Genomic DNA, 17,679 nt, shown 5'->3' with positions numbered 1-17,679 from the left:
AGGCAACCCTCTCAAACCAACGTAAAAAAGTGGATCGAAAGGCGCCGCACCTTGAGAAGAATTACGTCATCGACACGAAGACGTGGATCGTTGTTCCTGCCGACCCGGATTGCGGCGGCCGGTTTCGCTTCTGTTCTAGCGTTCGCACTATCGTTACCCGGCGCCGCTGAAGCCACGTCCACTGCAAGCGCTAGCCCGATGCGACAGCAGACGAGTGCTCAGGTGACACAACGGGTCGTGCAGCCCTTCAGCCTCAGCACCGCAGACAACTGCCAGACAGTCAAGGACCAGATCAAGAACCACAAGGATCAGCTCAAAAGCCGAGCCGTCGGCGGCAAGCACGAAGCGGCGTGCGTTACCTCGGAGCCGTCCACCAGGAAGATGACCGCGAGCGGCACCGTGCCCGCCCCTGACTGGTGCACGCCCGACGAGGTCGTGACCACGCGACATGCCGCGTGTGGCATGGGAACCTTCCAACTCCACGTCTACGATATCGAGAATGGCGGAGAGATTGGCGGAATGTACGTCGGCCGGCTGGGCTACATGTCCACCGATCCGCAGCTGATCGACTGGCAATACGAGGCATCACAGCAGTTCACCGGAATCTGGGGAGCCGCGGAAGGAACGACGGTCACCGGCACCGGCCAATGCGATGGCGACTGCATAACCAGCAGCCAGGAGTGGCCCACCCAAGTCGCCGTCGAAGACGGCTTCTGGGAAGACTACGTAGTCGGCGAGTCCACCACCTATCAGCCCGGAGAAATCGGAAGTGGCATCCTTGAAGCCACCGCAACCTTCACCAACCCCGGCTGGCTTGAACCCGTCGTAACCTCAGGAGCGACCCCAGCCGTCCGCTGCGACAACATGTTCTCTACTAGTATCGCGGCTGGCTGTGTTGTGCCCACAGTGAAACCCGTAATGATCTACGAACTTGGCGGGCCGTACCCTGAGTTGGCCCGGCACATCCAGGAGGCGCAAGCAAAGGGTCTACCAGGGGGCACGGCCGATCAGCCACTCACCCGCACGACCGAAAAGGACGCGCAGGACCGCAACTCGAAAGTGGCCTGCCCCACCAGTTTCCCCAAGAAACCCGGGGAGGATTGTGATGAGTATCCCTTCGCTTCGACGTGGGAGGGGGCAGCGTTCGGCCCGTACGACGCCGAGGCGATCAACTCAAAGCAGAACCAACTGGGCGGCAACGCGTTGCAGCAGTTCTATAACCAGGAGCGCGTACTCAACCATGACCCGTTTGTGGTAACAATCGTGTAGTCGAGCCAGAGGGAGACAGATGACCGAGCCGGTGAGGACAACGACCGCTGAAGTGCACGTGAGTTACGGATTCTTCCAAATCAGAGACCTGGACGGTCAGGTCACCGACCAGGCCTTCGATGCTTCGAACGGTCTCGTGGGAACGGATGCCACCGCGGCCGTTGTCCTCACCGGCATAAAATCAGGTCCGGTCAACCTGACCGTGGAATTGCTCGACACCGCACCGGGCTCGGTCGATCTCGACGACTGGGACGAAGTCGTCGAGGTCTCGGTGGACTCCGAAGATGGCGAACTCCTCGCTTGCGGCGACCTCGACACGCCGCCGGGCTTCATGGACCTGTCCCACACGGGACCTGGCACCTACCGGCTCCGCGTGCACGCCCGCGGCCGCGACACAGCCCCCAAAGCCCCAGTCGACGAACCAGTCGAGGACTACAAGATCTCCGTCTGGCCCGCACCAGAAGCAGCCGAGACCATCTACAAGCAATCCGACAACCACGGACAAGAAATCCGGACCACACGGTCATGAGCCCGACCGTGCACGGGATTACAGCAACACCCGGGAAGCCGAACCGGCCAGGTCACCGGGCCAGCTGATCAGACATCGGGTCCCAAGGCACCGCGACCCGTTCAGCGGCAAGGGTTACACGATGACTCCCTTGACTGGAGCGATCGCTGGGTAGGGTCTGTGGCATGGCCGAGGTCGATCGCACCAAGCAGTTTCTTGAGATTGCCGGCGCCATTGAGCGCGAGTTCGCGGTGCGGAACATGCGGCTGAAACCCGGCGGAGCGAAAGAACTCTTGCGAGCACATCTAGGGTGGATCGCCAACCAGTTCGGCATCACCCAGCGGAGTGCCTTGAACTACTTGACCCCTGAAACTGCGGCCCAACTCGCCCGCAGTGCCGCACGAACCATGCGCGAGCCGTCTCCGCAATCGCCGGCGAACTAGTTCATCTCGCCGTTCAAGCTTCATGTGCACGAGGTGCTTGGCCCGACCCTCCTGTGACTATTGCCTGTGGTGAGGCCCGCCGTTCTTGCTGGCCTGGATGATGAGACTTCCGCTCCTGCCAGGCGGTGTCGGGCGTGATCGTGCCTGCCGGGGCTACACGTCGGTACGGGTGTACGGCGAATCCCGTCGACGATGATGATGGCCGCGCCGTATAGCCCGAGCAGTCGCGGTCCCCACGCGGCGAAGCGACCCGTGTACAGCACCCGGCTCGCACCAACCGCGAAGAGGACCATCAGCACGCCGGTCAGCAGCCCGTTGCTGAAGGTGTGCACCCTGGGGTCGAAGCCGTCGCGGGTCAGCTCTTGGGCCAGTGTCACCGTCACATACAGGGGACCGGCAGTGCCCGGGTCGTGCGTGCCGGCCTTGCCGGGGCCGGTGTCGACTTTTTCACCATGGTGTTCGTTGCGTCTCCTTCAGACGTCTCGGTCAGGCGGTGCGACGGGAGCGGGCCAGGGCAGGCCCGCCCAGGACGATGGCGACCAACCCCAGCACCACGGCCACACCGGCGCCGACTACTCCGTTGCCGGTGCCGGGACCACCGTCGGCGACGGCCAGGTTCACCACGCCGTTGACCATGGCGATCAGCCCCGCCGCCAGGGCCACGATGGCGCCTTTTCGCCCGCTGTTGCGGACGCGGCGGACGGAGCGGTTCAGTGCCAGCCCGCCGATGACCGCGCCGACCAGCGCCAGCAGCGCGGCGGCGGAGGCCCAGATTCGCGCGGGGGTAAAGCCGTATGAACTGGGATCGGCCGACTGGGCCAGGAGGTGCGCGGCTGCTGGTGTGGCGAGCAGGTGACGGACGGACATGAGGTGCCCCTTCTTCTCCGATGACTGGACCTCGCCCGATCATGTCCGGTGTCCCCACTGTCGGTCGTCCAGCGAACGCGGGCACTTCGCGCTGCCGCCGCTGCCGTAGCCGGCGCAAAACTACCGCGTGCGCGGTAGCCGACCGATCATCTGTGTGGAGGAGTTTCCTGCGCGGCAATCCGATTAGAGTCCGGGTGTGCGCAGAGAACGGATCGGCGTCCGGGACTGGGCGATCGCCACCGGTGCGGCGGTGGTGTTGCTGGTGATCGGGGTGTCCGAACGGCACCCCGCCACCACTCTCGCCCCGTTGGGCTACGTGCTGTTGGCCGCCGGTGGCCTAGCGCTGGCCGCGCACCGCCGCGCACCGGTCGCCGTGCTGGCCATCACCGGGCTGTCCGTGGTGGGGTACGAGGCCGTCGGCATTGACGTGCCTGCCCTCGCGTACCTGTTCGCGGTGTACGCCGCCGTACGGGCGGGACACCGGCTCGTCGCGGTGGCCGCTTCGGTGATCATGGTGGTGACGCTGCCGCTCGCACTCCTCGCCTCGCCGCACTCCTGGACCGCGGGCGAGGCGTTCACGCACAACCGGGACGTGCTCCAGCTGGCCTGGCTGGTCGCCGCCGGTTTGGCAGGTGAGGCGTTGCGGCAGGCCGAGCGGCGTGCGGACGAGGCCGAACGCACCCGGGAGGAGACCGCGCGGCGCCGCGCGAACGAGGAGCGGCTGCACATCGCGCGGGAGTTGCACGATTCCCTCACCCACCAGATCTCCGTCATCAAGGTGCAGGCCGAGGCCGCCGTCCACGTGGCCCGCAAGCGGGGTGAACAGGTGCCGGAGCCGCTGCTGGCGATCCGGGAGGCCGGTCGTGAGGCGGCCTGGGAACTGCGAGCGACCTTGGAGGCACTACGCGATGACGACAGGAACCCGCCGCACGGGCTTGACCACGTCCCGGACCTGGTGGAGCGGGCCCGGACGACCGGCCTGGACGCGACGCTGACGATCGACGGACCCCGACACGGTTTGCCGGCCGCGGTGGACCGCACCGCTTACCGCATCGTTCAGGAGTCGCTGACCAACATCGGTCGTCACGCCGCCGCCGCGACCGCGTCGGTCCGGATCGATTACCGTCCCGACGCCCTGGTCATCCGGGTTGACGACGATGGCAAGGCCACACCGGACACCGCGCCGGTGCCCGGCACCGAAGTGTCCGGCGTCGGGCTACTCGGGATGCGCGAACGAGTCACCGCCCTCGGCGGCCGGCTGCGGGCGGAACCGCGCAGCGAGGGCGGCTTCACCGTCCTGGCCGAACTTCCCGTGGATCACACATCATGATCCGAGTCCTGCTGGTCGACGACCAGCCGCTCATTCGCAGCGGATTCCGCGCGCTCCTCGACGTCGAGGACGACATCGAGGTAGTGGCCGAGGCCGCCGACGGCGGCGAGGGCCTCGCGCTGGTCAGAAAGCATCTGCCCGATATCGCGCTCATCGACATTCAGATGCCCGTCGTCGACGGCATCGAGACGACACGGCGCATCGCCGCAGACCCGGCCCTGGCCGCGGTGCACGTCGTCATCCTGACCAACTACGGCCTGGACGAGCATGTGTTCAACGCGCTGCGGGCCGGCGCGGCCGGCTTCCTCGTCAAGGACATCCAGCCGGAGGACTTCCTGCACGCCGTGCGCGTCGCCGCACGCGGGGACGCCCTGCTCGCACCGTCGATCACCCGCAAGCTGATCAACCGGTACGTCTCCCAGCCGCTCAAAACCGGTACCGACACAGCGCTGGAACAGCTGACCAACCGCGAACGCGAGGCGGTGGCCCTGGTCGCGAAAGGCCTGTCCAACAACCAAATCGCCGACAACATGGTGATCAGCCCGACAACCGCGAAAACCCACATCAACCGAGCCATGACCAAGCTCCAAGCCCGCGACCGCGCTCAGCTCGTCGTTCTCGCCTACGAATCAGGCCTGGTAGCCCCGCGCAACTCCTGACGTCCACGGACAGAACCACAGGGTCCGCGACCGTCGGGGGGACTGTTTCAAGTTCGGCTTTGGCGCATTTTCGGTGGGGGCTCTGCTATCCGAGTCCCAATCAGACCGAGGCCCTCATCGAAGCCCTCGTCGCCAAAGGCCAAGGTCGAGAACCGCCACACCACGGCCAATTCGGGCGCGTACCGCGCGCTGGTGGTCTTGCCCGCGCCGGACGGATCCCGCAACGCGACAAGCCGGGTCTTGACCGACCCAGTCGGGCCCATCGAAAACCAGTTTTCCATGCTCGTCCAATAGCTGCCGTTCCGTCGGGCTACGAGTCCGACGGGTAAGGGGACCGCGCAGCCTGGTGGTGCAGTGCGAGGAAGGCGCACGCCCCGGTCAGCGCGGCCTCGGCCTCGGTGGCCAGCGGGCGAAGGTTGGCGTCGCGGGCGATGCGGACGATCCGCTGTATCCGGTGGGGCAGGCGGTGGGTCTCGGCCGCAAGCAGTGCGCTGCGGAGAGCTTCTTCGGCGCCGCTGACGTCGTCGGCGGCCAGTAAGGCGTGTCCGGCCGTGACGCGCTCGATCACATGCCACTGCGGTGCAGGTGCCGTCGAGGCAGGTGGGTTGTCCTGGATGAGGAGAGCCGCCTTGCGGGCGCGGCCGGTGGCGATGAGGCCGCGGAGGTGGATTTCGTGGAAGGTGAAAGGGTTGAACAGCATGCTGTCGCCGGCGTGCCGGTCGAGCAGGTCGCGGTGGGCGGTGATGGCGTGGTCGAACGCGTCGGCGTTGCCGGTCTCGCCCGTGGCGCGGGCGAGCAGTGCGAGCGCGGCGCCGCGTTCGCTGGGGTCGTGGGCGAGGTGGACGGCGTGTTCGAGGCGGGCGACGGCGAAGTGGCTGAGTTCCGCCCCGCATGCCTCGCACCGGCGCCGCTGCACGATCCGGCTATTCGACGCGTTCGGCCAGCATGGTGAACCAGGTCGCGATGGAACGCTGGTATCCATCCGGCATCGGCAGGCCGGCAACCTCGTGCTCGCTGAACAGGCCGATGTCGTTGTGCTCGTGGGAGAGCACGGGCTCGTCATCGCCTTCGGGGTAGCAACCGTAGGTCACGATGAACACGTTCTTGTCGACGACGGCGATGTAGTACATCCACGCGTCCAGAATCGGCCCGGTCCGCACCGTCCACCCCGTCTCCTCCGTGACCTCGCGCGCCACGCATGCCTCGGGTGTCTCGCCGAGTTCGATCCGACCGCCCGGTAACTCCCCACTCGTTTCTGTCGTTGCGTAGCAACAGAACCCGCCCATCCCGGACGACGACGCCTTTGACGGAGATGGGGAACGAGCTGGGGCCGGAGGCCGGGTTCATCCTGGGGCGCCCCTCTGGAGTGGTCTGCTGCACGGCCGTCAGTATCCGGGGAATCTAGCACGACCGAGCGCGTTCGGCTGGTTGCGCTGGGTTGACAACCTGTCACTTTACGGGCCGTACCCGGCCGGGGTGTGCTTTCTAACTAACCGGTCAGCGCTCCTGGGAAGAGGTGGATGATGCCGACGTCCTGTCCGTCACCGCAGATCGCTGATGTCCTTTCGCCGCAAGGAGAAACCGCTTTCCGTGCCGCGCTGGCCAACCGCGGGTTCACACAGTTTTCCGGGATAACCAGCGCCCATGCATTGGTTGAACTCGCCCGCACGGTCGGCACCGTCGTGCTGACCGTCCCCTACGTGCCGGTCCTCGGGCCGACCCACCCCGACCAGCTCACCCCGGAGACGTTCATCGACGTGTTCACCGAGGTACTCGCCGCCAGCCAGGCCGGAACCGCGCTCCCGTTCGACAAGGACCGCCGCTGGTCGCCCGACAAGGCGGACAGCGTGCTCGTCGACGAGATCACCCACCGCCCCGACCACACGATCATCCCCGTGCTGACCCCGCGCGGCGGCGGCATGGTCAAGACCTTGTACTACGGCCGCTCACCCGACCTGGATGCACTGCGCACGGCAACGCGCCGTTGCTGCACCACCTACCGCGCTGCCCGTGGCCGGGTGATCTCCTTCAACACCAGTCCGCCCACCGCGACGGACCGCACCCGAGTGCTCCTCAAGGAGTTCGGCCGAGCGACCACCGCGGCCCCCGCCGGACCTGTCGTGACCGAACTCGACAACTGCGACCCCGACCTCGCGGCCACATTTCCCGCGTTCGCCCAATCGATGGCCGAGCACGGCTTCGACTTCCTACGCAAACGACGCGCCACCGGCCACATCGACGGACCGATCCTCGTCACCCACACCGACGGGCGCGTCATCGGCGCGATCGGACCACTGACGATCATGCACGACCGACACAACCGAAGGATGCTGCTGCCGCAGTACTTCGGCGTCTTACCCGAACAGCGCGGCAACGGCCACGGCCGCGCCCTATGGCGGGCCGTTGAACACTGGAGCATCCGCCACCAGGCCGACTACCAACTCCTCCAGACCCGCGCCGGAGGATCGTCCGACCGACTATTCCTCGCCGAAGGACTCCGACCACTCGGCTACACAGTCAGCCTCAGCGCATGAGCGCCGCCGGATCCTCCGCCGCCCAGGCGATGACTCCAGCCACCCCACGGACCGGATGGCATGACCTGCCTCCCGCCGTCCGCGCCGCCATCGAGGCGCACACCGGCACGGTCCATCACGCCGAGACGATCACCACCGGACTCAACGCCACATTCACCGCACGCCTGCTCACCGACACGGGCCCGGTATTCGCCAAAGGAGTGCCCAGCGCACGCGCCGCCGCACAACGCCGGGAAGCCCTCATCAACCCGCACGCGCACCCCATCGCGCCACGCCTGCACTGGCACATCGACACCGCCGGCTGGCACGTCCTCGGCTTCGAACACCTCGACGGCCACCCCGCAGATCTCTCACCCCACTCACCTGACCTCCCGGCCGTCGCGCGCATGCTCGCCCAACTCACCGACCTCACACCACCTCCCACCGGATGCAGGCGCATCGAAGACCCGTGGGCCGATGCCGGCGAGCAGGCCGGAACCGATGCGACCCTGCTCGCCGGAAACCACCTGTCACACACCGACCTCAACCCCCACAACATCCTCATCACCAACCACGGCGCACGCCTCGTGGACTGGTCATGGCCCACCCTCAACGCACCCTGGATCGACACAGCCTGCACCGCACTCTGGCTCATCGCCGAAGGCCACACCCCCACCGACGCCGAAAACTGGGCAGCCGCAATCCCGACCTGGACCACCGCGACACCACCAACCCTCGACGCCTTCGCAGCCATCAACGCCGCGCTCTGGACCCAAATCGCCGCCACCGACCCGCGCCCGTGGAAGCTGCGCCTGCGAACAGCCGCAACATCCTGGGCACAGCATCGAACGGGCAGGAGCGCGAAGGTAGGCACAGAGACGACGTAGGCGGCTTCGGTGACCGCCGTCAACGGGAGCCCGAGTTTGCGGGCCAGTTCCTCGTCGGGTTTCAACGCACGTGCCTGGCGCCCGTCGTTGAAAGCCGACGAGACCCGGGAAAGTGCTGGTGTGGCAGCCCAAGCACGTCGGAACCTTCTTCGACCACGTCGCCGAGCACGACCCCGACTACGAGGCGATGTGGCACCTGCTCCTCAAGTACGGGCCCCGCCGCGGCGAAGTCGCCGGCCTGCCCTGGACCGAAACCCAGCTTGCGCACTCCCAGATCAACATCATCATCCAGCGAACCGAGACCAACGGCTACGAAGAGAAAGCGCCCAAGGCGGATTCCAAGCGGCCCGTGAAACTGGACCGCGGAGAACCCGCACTGCTGGTCCAGCACCAACGCCGCAAGGTCGAGGTCGGCGGGATGTGGATCAACTCCGGCAAGGTGTTCACCCGGCCCGACGGGCTCGCCGCTGCGGCCGTCCTGGATCGGCGAGCGCTTCGCCCAACACATCGCGGCCGCGGGCCTACCACCGATCCGGCTGCACGACTGCCGCCACACCGCGGCCACGATGCTGCTCGCCATCGGTACAGACATCAAAGTGGTCCAGCGCATGTTCGGCCACAGCACCCGAAGCACAACCTCGGACATCTACACATCGGTGCTGAACGAACTTCTCGCCGAGGCCGCCGGATCACTCGCGGCGCTGATCCCCCGAAGACACGCCCAAGACGGCCGGGGCAACTTTCGGACAACTTTGGCTACACTGAGCCCGTTCCGAGCGGCGGAGGTGATCGACTGTAACGTCGAAGAGTGGCACTCACGCGACCTGTTTCCGCAGGTCAGTCCAATGCCGGGAATCTGAGATGGAAGCGCGCCCGAAGGGATTCGAACCCCTAACCTTCTGATCCGTAGTCAGATGCTCTATCCGTTGAGCTACGGGCGCTTGTTCAGTTATCAACTTAGCACGCGGCGAACCGGCGCTGAGCGGAGGCTCCGGGATTTGAACCCGGGAGGGGGGGTTACCCCCAACCGCATTAGCAGTGCGGCGCCATAGACCAGACTAGGCGAAGCCTCCCGGATCAACGACCACTGCCTGCATAGACTACACAGCTCTCCGACGCCCCGGCAAAGGACCCCCTCATCGGCGCAGCATGCGCAACAACCAGCGGGAACGGCCGCCGAGCCCCTCTGCTTCGAAGACCGCGACGCCGACGCGAGGCAGTTCGCGGACGCCGGGGAAGGCCAGGTACCGGGGTTGCCACCGGGGCTGGAACTTCGCGTTGAACCGGTACAGCGTCTCGATCTGGATCCACCGGGAGAGCCAGTGGAGCATCTTCGCCGAGGACCGCGCCACCGGACCGGCACCGAGGCGCCGGCCCTGTTCCAGCAGCTTGCGGAAGGCCGCGAAGTTGAGGGAGACGTGCTTCACGCCGCGCTCTCTGGCCTCGATGAGCAGTTCGGAGATCATGAGTTCGTTGATGCCGTTGTCGGCCGTGCGGTCGCGGCGCATGACGTCCAGCGACAGTCCGTGCTCGCCCCACGGGACGAACTGCAGCAGGCCCCGGATCCGCCCCTGATGCTCGACGGTGACGAGAATCGAGCCTGGGTCGCCCATGCGGCCCAACGCCATCGAGAAGCCTCGTTCGGTGTCGCTGCCGCGCCAGTTGGCCGCGAGCGCCTCCAACTCGGCGAGTTCGTCCTTGTCGAGTTCCTCCGCGCGTCTCACGCGGACCTCGTAACCGGCACGTTTGGTCCTGGCCACGGCCTGCCGGACGCCCCGCATCACGCGGCCTTCGAGAGTGAAGTCTTTCGTGTCGACGACCGCTTCGTCACCGATTTCCAGGACGTCGAGACCGTACCGCGCCCACACCGTCCCGCCGAGTTCCGAGCAGCCCATCACGGCGGGCACCCAGCCGTATCGCCGGCACACGTCGAAGAATTCGTCGATCGCGCCGGGCCATGCCTCGCTGTCACCCAACGGATCACCCGAGGCTACCGCCGCGCCCGCGATCACCCGGTAGGTCACGGCGGCCTTACCGGTCTTCGAGAAGACCACGAACTTGTCGTCCCGCAACGCGAAATACCCGATCGAGTCGCGGTCGCCGTGGTCGGACAGGAGGTCCCGCAGCCGAGACTTCTCCGTTTCGGACAGCTGCGGCGCGGGTTCGGCCGAGCGCAGCAGGAAGTACGCGGCGAGCAGGACTGCGCCCAAGCCGAACAGCAGGCCGACGCTGGCCACGAGGTCGTCGAGCCACGTCACGTGGAACACCTCGGGACCACTGATGCCGACGAGTGCCAGTGCCGCTTCGGCCAGCCGGTCCCGGAAGCCGAGCCGGTCGGCCAGGCGCGGCGAGGCGAAGGTCAGGAGCCCGAAGTTGATGATCAGTCCCGCGAAGGCGAGCTGGACGAACACCGCCGCGGCACGCCACCTTCCGGTCACCGGATCCGGCAACGCGATGAAGTGCCGTCGGTTCATCACCAACGCCACCGCGAGCGCGACCGAGACCAGCCCGGCGCCCAGGGCATGCCGCAAACCGAAGTGCGCCATCGCCAGGAGCACGCAGGCGCACAGCGTCAACTGCCACGCGCGGCGTTTACGCCGGCGCAGCCCCGAGGCCAGCAGCATCAACAGCACCCCGGTGACCAGCGCGACGGTCGCCGCGGCCGTGGTGGCGTCCTGAGGCAGTTCAAGCCATTGGGCGACTTTCCCGTGCATCCCCCGGCGCCCGACCGGCAACACCACCGAAAGCACGGCGATCAACCCGACGAGCCTGGTCACCCAGGTGATCCCCGTCACCGAAACCCCGCCCGCCACCCGCCACACGGCCGGTAGGCGTTCGTCCCCGGTCAACGTCCTCCCCGCCAACCGATATCCCCCTATCTCCTCCCCGACGCCAGCTCGACAAACGGACGCAGCGCGTCCGGGTTGGCCAGCGCATCCCGGCTGACCGCGCGTTCGGGGGCGGTTCCACCCAGGATCTTCTTCACCGGCACTTCGCACTTCTTACCGTTCAACGTGCGCGGCACTTCAGCCACCTCGATGAAACGGTCCGGCACGTGTCGTGGCGACAACGCCCCGCGCAGGTCACGCCGCAGGCGCGGCTCCACGTCCGCCAGCGTCACCCCCTTCGCCAGGACGAGGAAGCACAGTAGCTCCCCCTCGGTGTTCCCGGCACCGGACGTGTCAATCACCAGTGAATCGGTCACCTCGTCGTAGCCTTCGACGACCCGGTAGAACTCCGCGGTTCCCATCCGCACGCCACCACGGTTCAGCGTCGAGTCACTGCGGCCGTAGATCACCGCCGACCCCCGCCGCGTGATCATGATCCAGTCGCCGTGCCGCCACACCCCGGGATAGTGGTCGAAGTACGCCTCGCGCAGCCTCGAACCATCCTGGTCGTGCCAGAAGAACACCGGCATCGACGGCATCGGCTGCTTGATCACCAGCTCACCGACCTCGTCGACGACTTCGTTGCCATCCTCGTCGAAGGCGGCCACCGCCGCCCCCAGCGCCCGGCACGACAGCTCCCCGATCCACACCGGCACGTCCGGCGCGGACGCGACGAACGCCGCACACAGGTCGGTGCCCCCGGATACCGAACAGATCTGTACGTTCTCACCGATTTCCTGGGCGATCCACCGGAAACCCTCGACGCTCAGCGGTGCTCCGGTCGATCCGATGGCCCGCAACGCCGACAGGTCATGGTTCTTCGCCGGTTCGAGGTGCGCCTTGAGACAGCTTTGGATGTACGGCGCGGAGGTCCCGAAGTACCTGATCCGCTCCCGCTCGGCGATCCCCCACAACACGTCCAGGTCAGGATGGCCGGGACTGCCGTCGAACAGCACGATCGTGGCGCCCACCAGCAAACCGCCGATGAGAAAGTTCCACATCATCCAGCCGGTCGTGGTGAACCAGAAGAACCGCTCGCCTGCCTTGATGTCCATCTGCAGGGCGAGCGCCTTCAGATGTTCGACGACAATGCCGCCGTGCCCTTGCACGATGCCCTTCGGCAGCCCGGTGGTTCCCGACGAATAGAGCACCCACAGCGGATGGTCGAAGGGCACCGGCTCGAACTCCATCGCCGCACCTTCGTGCCGGGCGAGCGTGGCGTCCCAGTCGAGGACGCCGTCGAGCATGCCACCACCGGTGTAGTCGACCAGAAGAGTTGCCCGCAACGACGGGATTTCCTCGCGCAGCAACGTGATCGTGGGACGGACGTCGAATGATCGTCCATTGTAGACATAGCCGTTGACCGCCACGAGGACCTTCGGTTCGATCTGGCTGAACCGGTCGGCCACCGCCCGCACCCCGAAGTCCGGGGAACACGACGACCAGATCGCGCCGAGGCTCGCGGTCGCGAGGAACGCGACGAGGGTCTGCGGGCAGTTCGGCGCGAGCGCGACCACACGGTCGCCCTTGCCGACCCCGCGTTCGGCCAGTGCGGCCCGTGCCGCCGCGACCTGTTCGCGCAGCTGGCCGTAGGTGAGTTCGATGCGCAGCCCGTCCTCGCGGACGAAGATCACCGCCGACTCGCCGGCGTCCTTGCCGTCAAGCGCGTGCTCGGCGTAGTTCAAGGTGCCACCGGGGAACCATCGCGCTCCCGGCATGCTCGCGTCGGCCAGCACCTCGCTCGGCCGTGCGTGCCATCGCACCCCGAGGAAGTCCGCCACCGCCCCCCAGAACTCGCCCGGCTGGGTCACCGAGAAACGCCATAACTCGTCATAGTCGGCCGTGTGGACGCCCTTCTCACTGCCGAGCCAGTCGCGGAAGGCCTGGATCCGGCTGGCGGCGACGTCGTCGGAGGAGGGCTGCCACAGAAGTTCCGGGGTGTCAGCGGCTTTGGTCACCGGATGACTTTAACCCGCGAAACACCCATTTCCAGAGGCTGACGGAAGGCGGAGGCACGGGTCACAGCGGAGGTCAGCGCAGATGAGCGTCGAACCAGCTCAGCGTTCGTTGCCACGCCTCGACGGCAGCCGCGGGGTCGGCGTCGAAGCGATGGTTGGCCCCCGGATAGCGCACTACGTTCGTGACCACGCCGGAACTCGCCGCGGCGTCCCGGAGTCGCTCGAACTCGGTGGCGGCGAGTTCGTCGCCACCGTCTCCGTAGAGGCCGAGCCAGGGGCTCGTCAGCTTGGCGGCGATGTCCGCCAGTTCCGGCAGGTCATGCCCTCCACCGACGCTGACCGCGGCACCGAGCTGACGGTTGGACGCCACGACGAGCGCCGCCAGTCCACCGAGGTCGAAGCCGACCACGCCGAGCAGGTCGGGCTTGACCCCACGCTCCACCAGCCAGGCCAGCGTGACGTCGGTGGCCGCCAGCACGTCCTCGTGGGTGGGGCTGGCACTACTCAGACGCGGTGCCGCGGCGAGCCATCCCTCGGCCGCCAGGCTCGTGATCAGCAGTCGCACGCCGTCGGTGATTCCCCCGACCTCGTGCAACACCACGAGGCCCCCGCGGACCACGGTCTCCGGTTCGGCGTAGGTCAGTTCGATCGCGCGGCCGGCCTCGCGCTCGTAGAGTTCGGTGTGCGTCTGCGTCATCTCGCTACTCAACCACTTCGGGGTGAACAGAAGTCAACACGAACTTCATGAGTGCGCGCAGGTTAACGTGACAGCAACCTCGGTTCGCCCACAAGGAGCACATGATGTCCGTCAAGCCCCGCGCCGACCTCGACGCGCTCCCCTCCTATGTCGCGGGACGCAGCGTGCCCGGTGCGATCAAGCTGTCGAGCAACGAGGCGCCCGGCGGACCGCTGCCCAGCGTCGCGAAGGCGATCGCCGAAGCCGCGGCCGAAGTGAACCGTTACCCGGACACCGCGGTGACCGCGCTCACCCACCGGCTGGCGGCCAAACTGGGCCTGCCGCCAGAACGCGTCGCCGTGGGCTGCGGATCGGTTTCCCTTTGCCAGCAACTCGTTCAGGCCTTGTGCGCGGCCGGTGACGAGGTGCTGTTCGCCTGGCGATCGTTCGAGGCCTACCCCGTGGTCACGCACGTCGCGCTGGCGACGCAGGTCCGTGTCCCGCTGGACGCCGCCTACACCCACGACCTGGACGCCATGCTCGCCGCGATCACGCCCCGCACCAAGTTGATCTTCGTGTGCAACCCGAACAACCCCACCGGCACGGCGGTGCGCCGTGAGGAACTGGTGCGTTTCCTCGACGCGGTACCGCCGGAAATCCTCGTCGTGCTCGACGAGGCCTACCGCGAGTACGTGACCGACCCCGACATCCCGGACGGCGTGCGGTTCGTGCACGAGCGGGAAAACGTCGCCACGCTGAGGACCTTCTCCAAGGCCTACGGCCTCGCCGGCCTGCGCGTCGGCTACCTGGCCGCGCCGGAGGCCGTCGCCGACGCGGTCCGGAAGGTGTATGTGCCCTTCAGCGTGAACGCGCTCGCGCAGACGGCCGCCCTGGCCTGTCTCGACGCCGAGGACGAGCTGTTGGCCCGTTGTGCGTCGACCGCGTCGGAGCGTGAGCGGGTACGTACGGAACTGCTCGAGATGGGCTACCGGGTGCCGGAATCCCAGGCGAACTTCGTCTGGCTGCCGCTGGGTGATCGCTCCCTCGAGTTCGCCGAACACACACTGGCCGACAAGGTGGTGGTGCGGGCCTTCGCCGGGGACGGGGTCCGTGTCACCGTGAGTACACCCGAGGAGAACGACCTCTTTTTGCGGACGGCCCGCACTTTTCCGCACCGGGACGCCTGAACCGGACGTTTCGCCCTGATCACGGCGTGGTATTCCGAGCGTATGCGGACGACCACTTCACGCTCACCGGCCACGACGCGCACTCCCGTGCTTCGTCACATTTGAAACACGGCGAAAGTACTCCGTTCGAGGCATTATGGTGCGCAGGCTGTATCCGAACGTAGGTGAGGTGAACGTGACCGACTGGGAACCTCCCGACCAGCACGCACGCAGTAGTGACCTGAGTCCGGGCGACATCGAGCTGAGGCTCGCCGCCGACCTGGTCAACCTGCCGATCGTGCGGTCGGTGGTGGCGACTATCGCGACCCGGGCCGACTTCGATCTCGATGCCATCGCCGATCTCCGGCTGGCCGTCGACGAGGCGTGCTCGACCTTGATCACCCGGGCTCTCCCCGGGACGGCCATGAGCTGCCGATTCACCATGTCGGGTGACTCCCTGTGTTTCGTCGGCACCGTCGAGTCGGAGACCGAGGCGGAGCCGAGCACGAAGTCGTTCGGGTGGCGGGTCCTGACCACCCTGACCGACATGGTCAACAGCCACATCTCTTCGAACGGCCAGCACCACCGGTTGGACATCGAACTCGCCAAGCGGCGGGTGGTGGTGGAGGTGCCAGGGGCGGGCGCGTGAGGAGCTCCCGGCCCGAAGCCGCACCGCCCACCTCGTCGAACGAATATCAGGTTCTCGCCCCGCTGTTCGACGAACTTGCCCAGCTGCCGCCGGGGGATCCGCGGCGGTCCGAGGTCCGCGACAAGCTGGTGACCGGGCATCTTCCGCTGGCCGAGCACATCGCCCAGCGATTTTCCGGCCGCGGGGTGGCCAAAGAGGACCTGGTCCAGGTCGCCACCGTGGGCCTGATCAACGCCGTCGACCGGTTCGACGCCGACCGCGGGTCGGACTTCCTGTCCTTCGCGGTGCCCACCGTGATGGGTGAGGTCCGACGTCACTTCCGGGACACCGGCTGGCTCGTGCGCGTGCCGCGACGGCTCAAGGAACTGCACCTGTCGATTTCGGCGGCGAGTACCGAACTGGCCCAGCGCCTCGGCCGCGCGCCGACGCCGAGCGAGATCGCCACACATCTCGGCATCAGCCAGGACGACGTGTACGAGGGCCTCGAAGCGGGGAACGCGTATCACTCGATGTCACTCGACGAAGTGCTCTCCGGGGAGACCGAGAACCTCGCGCTGGGCGACACGCTCGGTGAGGAGGACTCCGGGCTCGAAGGCGTCGAGAACCACGAGGCGCTGTTGCCCCTGATCCGGGAGCTGCCCGAGCGGGAACGCCGGATTCTCGGGTTGCGGTTCGTGCACAACATGACGCAGACACAGATCGCGGACCGGATCGGCGTCTCCCAGATGCACGTCTCCCGGTTGCTGGCGCGCACCCTCCAGCGTCTTCGTGACGGCCTCACCGAACAGGAGGAGGAATAGCGCGGAAGCGATCACCGGAAGGTATCCGCGGGCCTGGTCCGTCCGTTTTGACCAGGGAACCCGCGGGTAGCCGACGGGCATGGTGACCGAGTCCGGCTGGCGTGAGCCCATGCTCGCGACGCTCACCGACCGGCCCTTCTCGCACGAGAACTGGATCTTCGAACGCAAGCTGGACGGCGTTCGCGTGATCTGTTCCCGCTCGGGCGGACGCCCGAGGCTGTGGTCACGGAACCACCGGGCGCTCGACGAAAGTTATCCCGAGATCGTCGAGGCACTCGCGGCATACGGTGCCTCCGACTTCATCGCCGACGGCGAAATCGTCGCCTTCGACGGACCCCGCACCAGCTTCGCCAAGCTGCAGCAACGGATCCACCTGACCGATCCCCAGCGCATCGAGGCGGCCGGGGTGTGGGTGTACTACTACCTGTTCGACCTCCTCTCCTTCGACGGCAGAGACGCGCGCCCGCTTTCGCTACGGCAGCGGAAAAGGCTGTTGCGCCAGGCCTTCGAATGGGAAAGCCCACTCCGCTACTCCGGCCATCGCAACGGTGACGGTCAGGAGTTCTTCGCGCACGCGTGCCGGCAAGGCTGGGAGGGCGTGATCGCCAAGCGCGCCGACGCGCCGTACCGCGGCGGCAGGTCCGGCGACTGGCGCAAGTTCAAGTGCTCGCGGGGCCAGGAGTTCGTGGTCGGCGGTTTCACCCCGCCCGGCGGTTCCCGGATCGGCTTTGGAGCGCTGCTGATCGGCTACCACGACGGAACCGGGCTGCGCTACGCGGGCAAGGTCGGCACCGGCTACAACGACGCGACGTTGCGGGAGCTGTCCGCCAGGCTCGCCGGCATGACCCGAAGCCGTTCTCCGTTCACCGATCCGGTGCCGGACCGCCAGGCGCGGTGGGTCGATCCGGAACTCGTGGTTCAGGTGGCGTTTTCGGATTGGACCGGTGACGGCCGCCTCAGACATCCGCGCTTCACGGGTGTCCGTGAGGACAAGCCCGCCCGTGAAGTGATACGGGAACGACCGTGAACGAATTGTCCATTGTGGACTTCGGTTGGCGGGGTATAC

The 17,679-nt window shown here is 66.9% G+C and carries 20 protein-coding genes and 2 tRNA genes; 12 read left to right on the top strand and 10 right to left on the bottom strand.

Annotation, left to right across the window (positions count from 1 at the left end; all coding sequences use genetic code 11):
• The first annotated feature begins 222 nt into the window (after positions 1 to 222).
• The 3 genes from ACFSXZ_RS18205 to ACFSXZ_RS18195 all read left to right on the top strand — a co-directional run bounded on the left by ACFSXZ_RS18205 (position 223) and on the right by ACFSXZ_RS18195 (position 2,220).
• Complete coding sequence (locus ACFSXZ_RS18205) at positions 223 to 1,269, top strand: NucA/NucB deoxyribonuclease domain-containing protein (protein WP_378266207.1); 1,047 nt, start codon at positions 223 to 225, stop codon at positions 1,267 to 1,269.
• A 19-nt stretch (positions 1,270 to 1,288) separates the two neighbouring features.
• Entirely contained in the window at positions 1,289 to 1,798 is a 510-nt protein-coding gene (locus tag ACFSXZ_RS18200) for a hypothetical protein (RefSeq protein WP_378266206.1), read from the top strand.
• A gap of 164 nt (positions 1,799 to 1,962) precedes the next feature.
• A complete protein-coding gene (locus tag ACFSXZ_RS18195) occupies positions 1,963 to 2,220 on the top strand; it encodes a hypothetical protein (protein ID WP_378266205.1) in 258 nt (85 codons plus the stop codon).
• Between the two features lie 20 nt (positions 2,221 to 2,240).
• On the opposite strand, the gene ACFSXZ_RS18190 is transcribed toward ACFSXZ_RS18195, so the two are convergent.
• Both ACFSXZ_RS18190 and ACFSXZ_RS18185 read right to left on the bottom strand, forming a co-directional pair.
• Positions 2,241 to 2,609, bottom strand: coding sequence for a DUF998 domain-containing protein (locus ACFSXZ_RS18190; protein ID WP_378266512.1), 369 nt, complete (start codon positions 2,607 to 2,609; stop codon positions 2,241 to 2,243).
• Positions 2,610 to 2,706: 97 nt separating this feature from the next.
• Positions 2,707 to 3,087, bottom strand: coding sequence for a DUF6223 family protein (locus ACFSXZ_RS18185; protein ID WP_378266204.1), 381 nt, complete (start codon positions 3,085 to 3,087; stop codon positions 2,707 to 2,709).
• 196 nt (positions 3,088 to 3,283) lie between these two features.
• Between ACFSXZ_RS18185 and ACFSXZ_RS18180 the strand changes: the two genes are divergently transcribed.
• Positions 3,284 to 4,417 carry a sensor histidine kinase gene (locus ACFSXZ_RS18180; RefSeq protein ID WP_378266203.1) on the top strand — a complete coding sequence of 378 codons (1,134 nt, stop codon included), beginning with the start codon at positions 3,284 to 3,286 and terminating at the stop codon, positions 4,415 to 4,417.
• On the top strand, positions 4,414 to 5,076 hold the full coding sequence (locus tag ACFSXZ_RS18175) for a response regulator (protein ID WP_378266202.1): 663 nt from the start codon (positions 4,414 to 4,416) through the stop codon (positions 5,074 to 5,076). Before ACFSXZ_RS18180 ends, ACFSXZ_RS18175 begins: the two co-directional genes overlap by 4 nt.
• 310 nt (positions 5,077 to 5,386) lie before the next feature.
• Here the strand turns inward: ACFSXZ_RS18175 and ACFSXZ_RS18170 are convergent, their stop codons facing one another.
• Entirely contained in the window at positions 5,387 to 5,992 is a 606-nt protein-coding gene (locus ACFSXZ_RS18170) for a hypothetical protein (RefSeq protein WP_378266201.1), read from the bottom strand.
• A 7-nt stretch (positions 5,993 to 5,999) separates the two neighbouring features.
• A complete protein-coding gene (locus tag ACFSXZ_RS18165; RefSeq protein ID WP_378266200.1) occupies positions 6,000 to 6,272 on the bottom strand; it encodes an NUDIX domain-containing protein in 273 nt (90 codons plus the stop codon).
• A gap of 324 nt (positions 6,273 to 6,596) precedes the next feature.
• Here ACFSXZ_RS18165 and ACFSXZ_RS18160 point away from each other — a divergent pair, with 324 nt between their 5' ends.
• Complete coding sequence (locus ACFSXZ_RS18160; protein ID WP_378266199.1) at positions 6,597 to 7,610, top strand: GNAT family N-acetyltransferase; 1,014 nt, start codon at positions 6,597 to 6,599, stop codon at positions 7,608 to 7,610.
• Entirely contained in the window at positions 7,607 to 8,476 is an 870-nt protein-coding gene (locus ACFSXZ_RS18155) for a hypothetical protein (RefSeq protein ID WP_378266198.1), read from the top strand. The genes ACFSXZ_RS18160 and ACFSXZ_RS18155 overlap by 4 nt, the downstream gene beginning before the upstream one ends.
• 61 nt (positions 8,477 to 8,537) lie before the next feature.
• Here ACFSXZ_RS18155 and ACFSXZ_RS18150 read toward each other — a convergent pair whose 3' ends face one another.
• On the bottom strand, positions 8,538 to 9,041 hold the full coding sequence (locus ACFSXZ_RS18150) for a hypothetical protein (protein WP_378266197.1): 504 nt from the start codon (positions 9,039 to 9,041) through the stop codon (positions 8,538 to 8,540).
• On the opposite strand from ACFSXZ_RS18150, the gene ACFSXZ_RS18145 reads away from it, so the two are divergent.
• Positions 8,944 to 9,336 (top strand): tyrosine-type recombinase/integrase, encoded by a 393-nt coding sequence (locus tag ACFSXZ_RS18145; protein ID WP_378266511.1) that lies wholly within the window; start codon positions 8,944 to 8,946, stop codon positions 9,334 to 9,336. The two genes, ACFSXZ_RS18150 and ACFSXZ_RS18145, sit on opposite strands and share 98 nt — an antisense overlap.
• A gap of 8 nt (positions 9,337 to 9,344) precedes the next feature.
• Here the strand turns inward: ACFSXZ_RS18145 and ACFSXZ_RS18140 are convergent.
• The 5 genes from ACFSXZ_RS18140 to ACFSXZ_RS18120 all read right to left on the bottom strand — a co-directional run bounded on the left by ACFSXZ_RS18140 (position 9,345) and on the right by ACFSXZ_RS18120 (position 14,019).
• A tRNA-Arg gene (locus tag ACFSXZ_RS18140) sits at positions 9,345 to 9,417 on the bottom strand.
• A 42-nt stretch (positions 9,418 to 9,459) separates the two neighbouring features.
• A tRNA-Ser gene (locus ACFSXZ_RS18135) sits at positions 9,460 to 9,549 on the bottom strand.
• 63 nt (positions 9,550 to 9,612) lie between these two features.
• Complete coding sequence (locus ACFSXZ_RS18130) at positions 9,613 to 11,325, bottom strand: phosphatidylglycerol lysyltransferase domain-containing protein (protein ID WP_378266196.1); 1,713 nt, start codon at positions 11,323 to 11,325, stop codon at positions 9,613 to 9,615.
• Positions 11,326 to 11,351: 26 nt separating this feature from the next.
• The gene (locus tag ACFSXZ_RS18125) at positions 11,352 to 13,322 is read right to left on the bottom strand and encodes an acetoacetate--CoA ligase (RefSeq protein ID WP_378266195.1); all 1,971 of its coding nucleotides are present in this window, start codon (positions 13,320 to 13,322) and stop codon (positions 11,352 to 11,354) included.
• 73 nt (positions 13,323 to 13,395) lie between these two features.
• Positions 13,396 to 14,019 (bottom strand): dienelactone hydrolase family protein, encoded by a 624-nt coding sequence (locus ACFSXZ_RS18120; protein WP_378266194.1) that lies wholly within the window; start codon positions 14,017 to 14,019, stop codon positions 13,396 to 13,398.
• A 101-nt stretch (positions 14,020 to 14,120) separates the two neighbouring features.
• Between ACFSXZ_RS18120 and hisC the strand changes: the two genes are divergently transcribed.
• From hisC to ligD, 4 genes are all read left to right on the top strand, one after another.
• Entirely contained in the window at positions 14,121 to 15,185 is a 1,065-nt protein-coding gene (hisC, locus tag ACFSXZ_RS18115; RefSeq protein ID WP_378266193.1) for a histidinol-phosphate transaminase, read from the top strand.
• A 175-nt stretch (positions 15,186 to 15,360) separates the two neighbouring features.
• Positions 15,361 to 15,813, top strand: coding sequence for an ATP-binding protein (locus ACFSXZ_RS18110; RefSeq protein ID WP_378266192.1), 453 nt, complete (start codon positions 15,361 to 15,363; stop codon positions 15,811 to 15,813).
• Complete coding sequence (locus ACFSXZ_RS18105; protein WP_378266191.1) at positions 15,810 to 16,613, top strand: SigB/SigF/SigG family RNA polymerase sigma factor; 804 nt, start codon at positions 15,810 to 15,812, stop codon at positions 16,611 to 16,613. The genes ACFSXZ_RS18110 and ACFSXZ_RS18105 overlap by 4 nt, the downstream gene beginning before the upstream one ends.
• Positions 16,614 to 16,695: 82 nt before the next feature.
• A complete protein-coding gene (gene ligD / locus ACFSXZ_RS18100) occupies positions 16,696 to 17,640 on the top strand; it encodes a non-homologous end-joining DNA ligase (RefSeq protein ID WP_378266510.1) in 945 nt (314 codons plus the stop codon).
• Positions 17,641 to 17,679 lie beyond the last annotated feature (39 nt).

Source organism: Amycolatopsis pigmentata, from assembly GCF_042684065.1.
Taxonomy (GTDB): domain Bacteria; phylum Actinomycetota; class Actinomycetes; order Mycobacteriales; family Pseudonocardiaceae; genus Amycolatopsis_E; species Amycolatopsis_E pigmentata.
The sequence above is the reverse complement of the archived record's forward strand: the minus strand, read 5'-3'. Positions and strand labels throughout refer to the sequence as shown.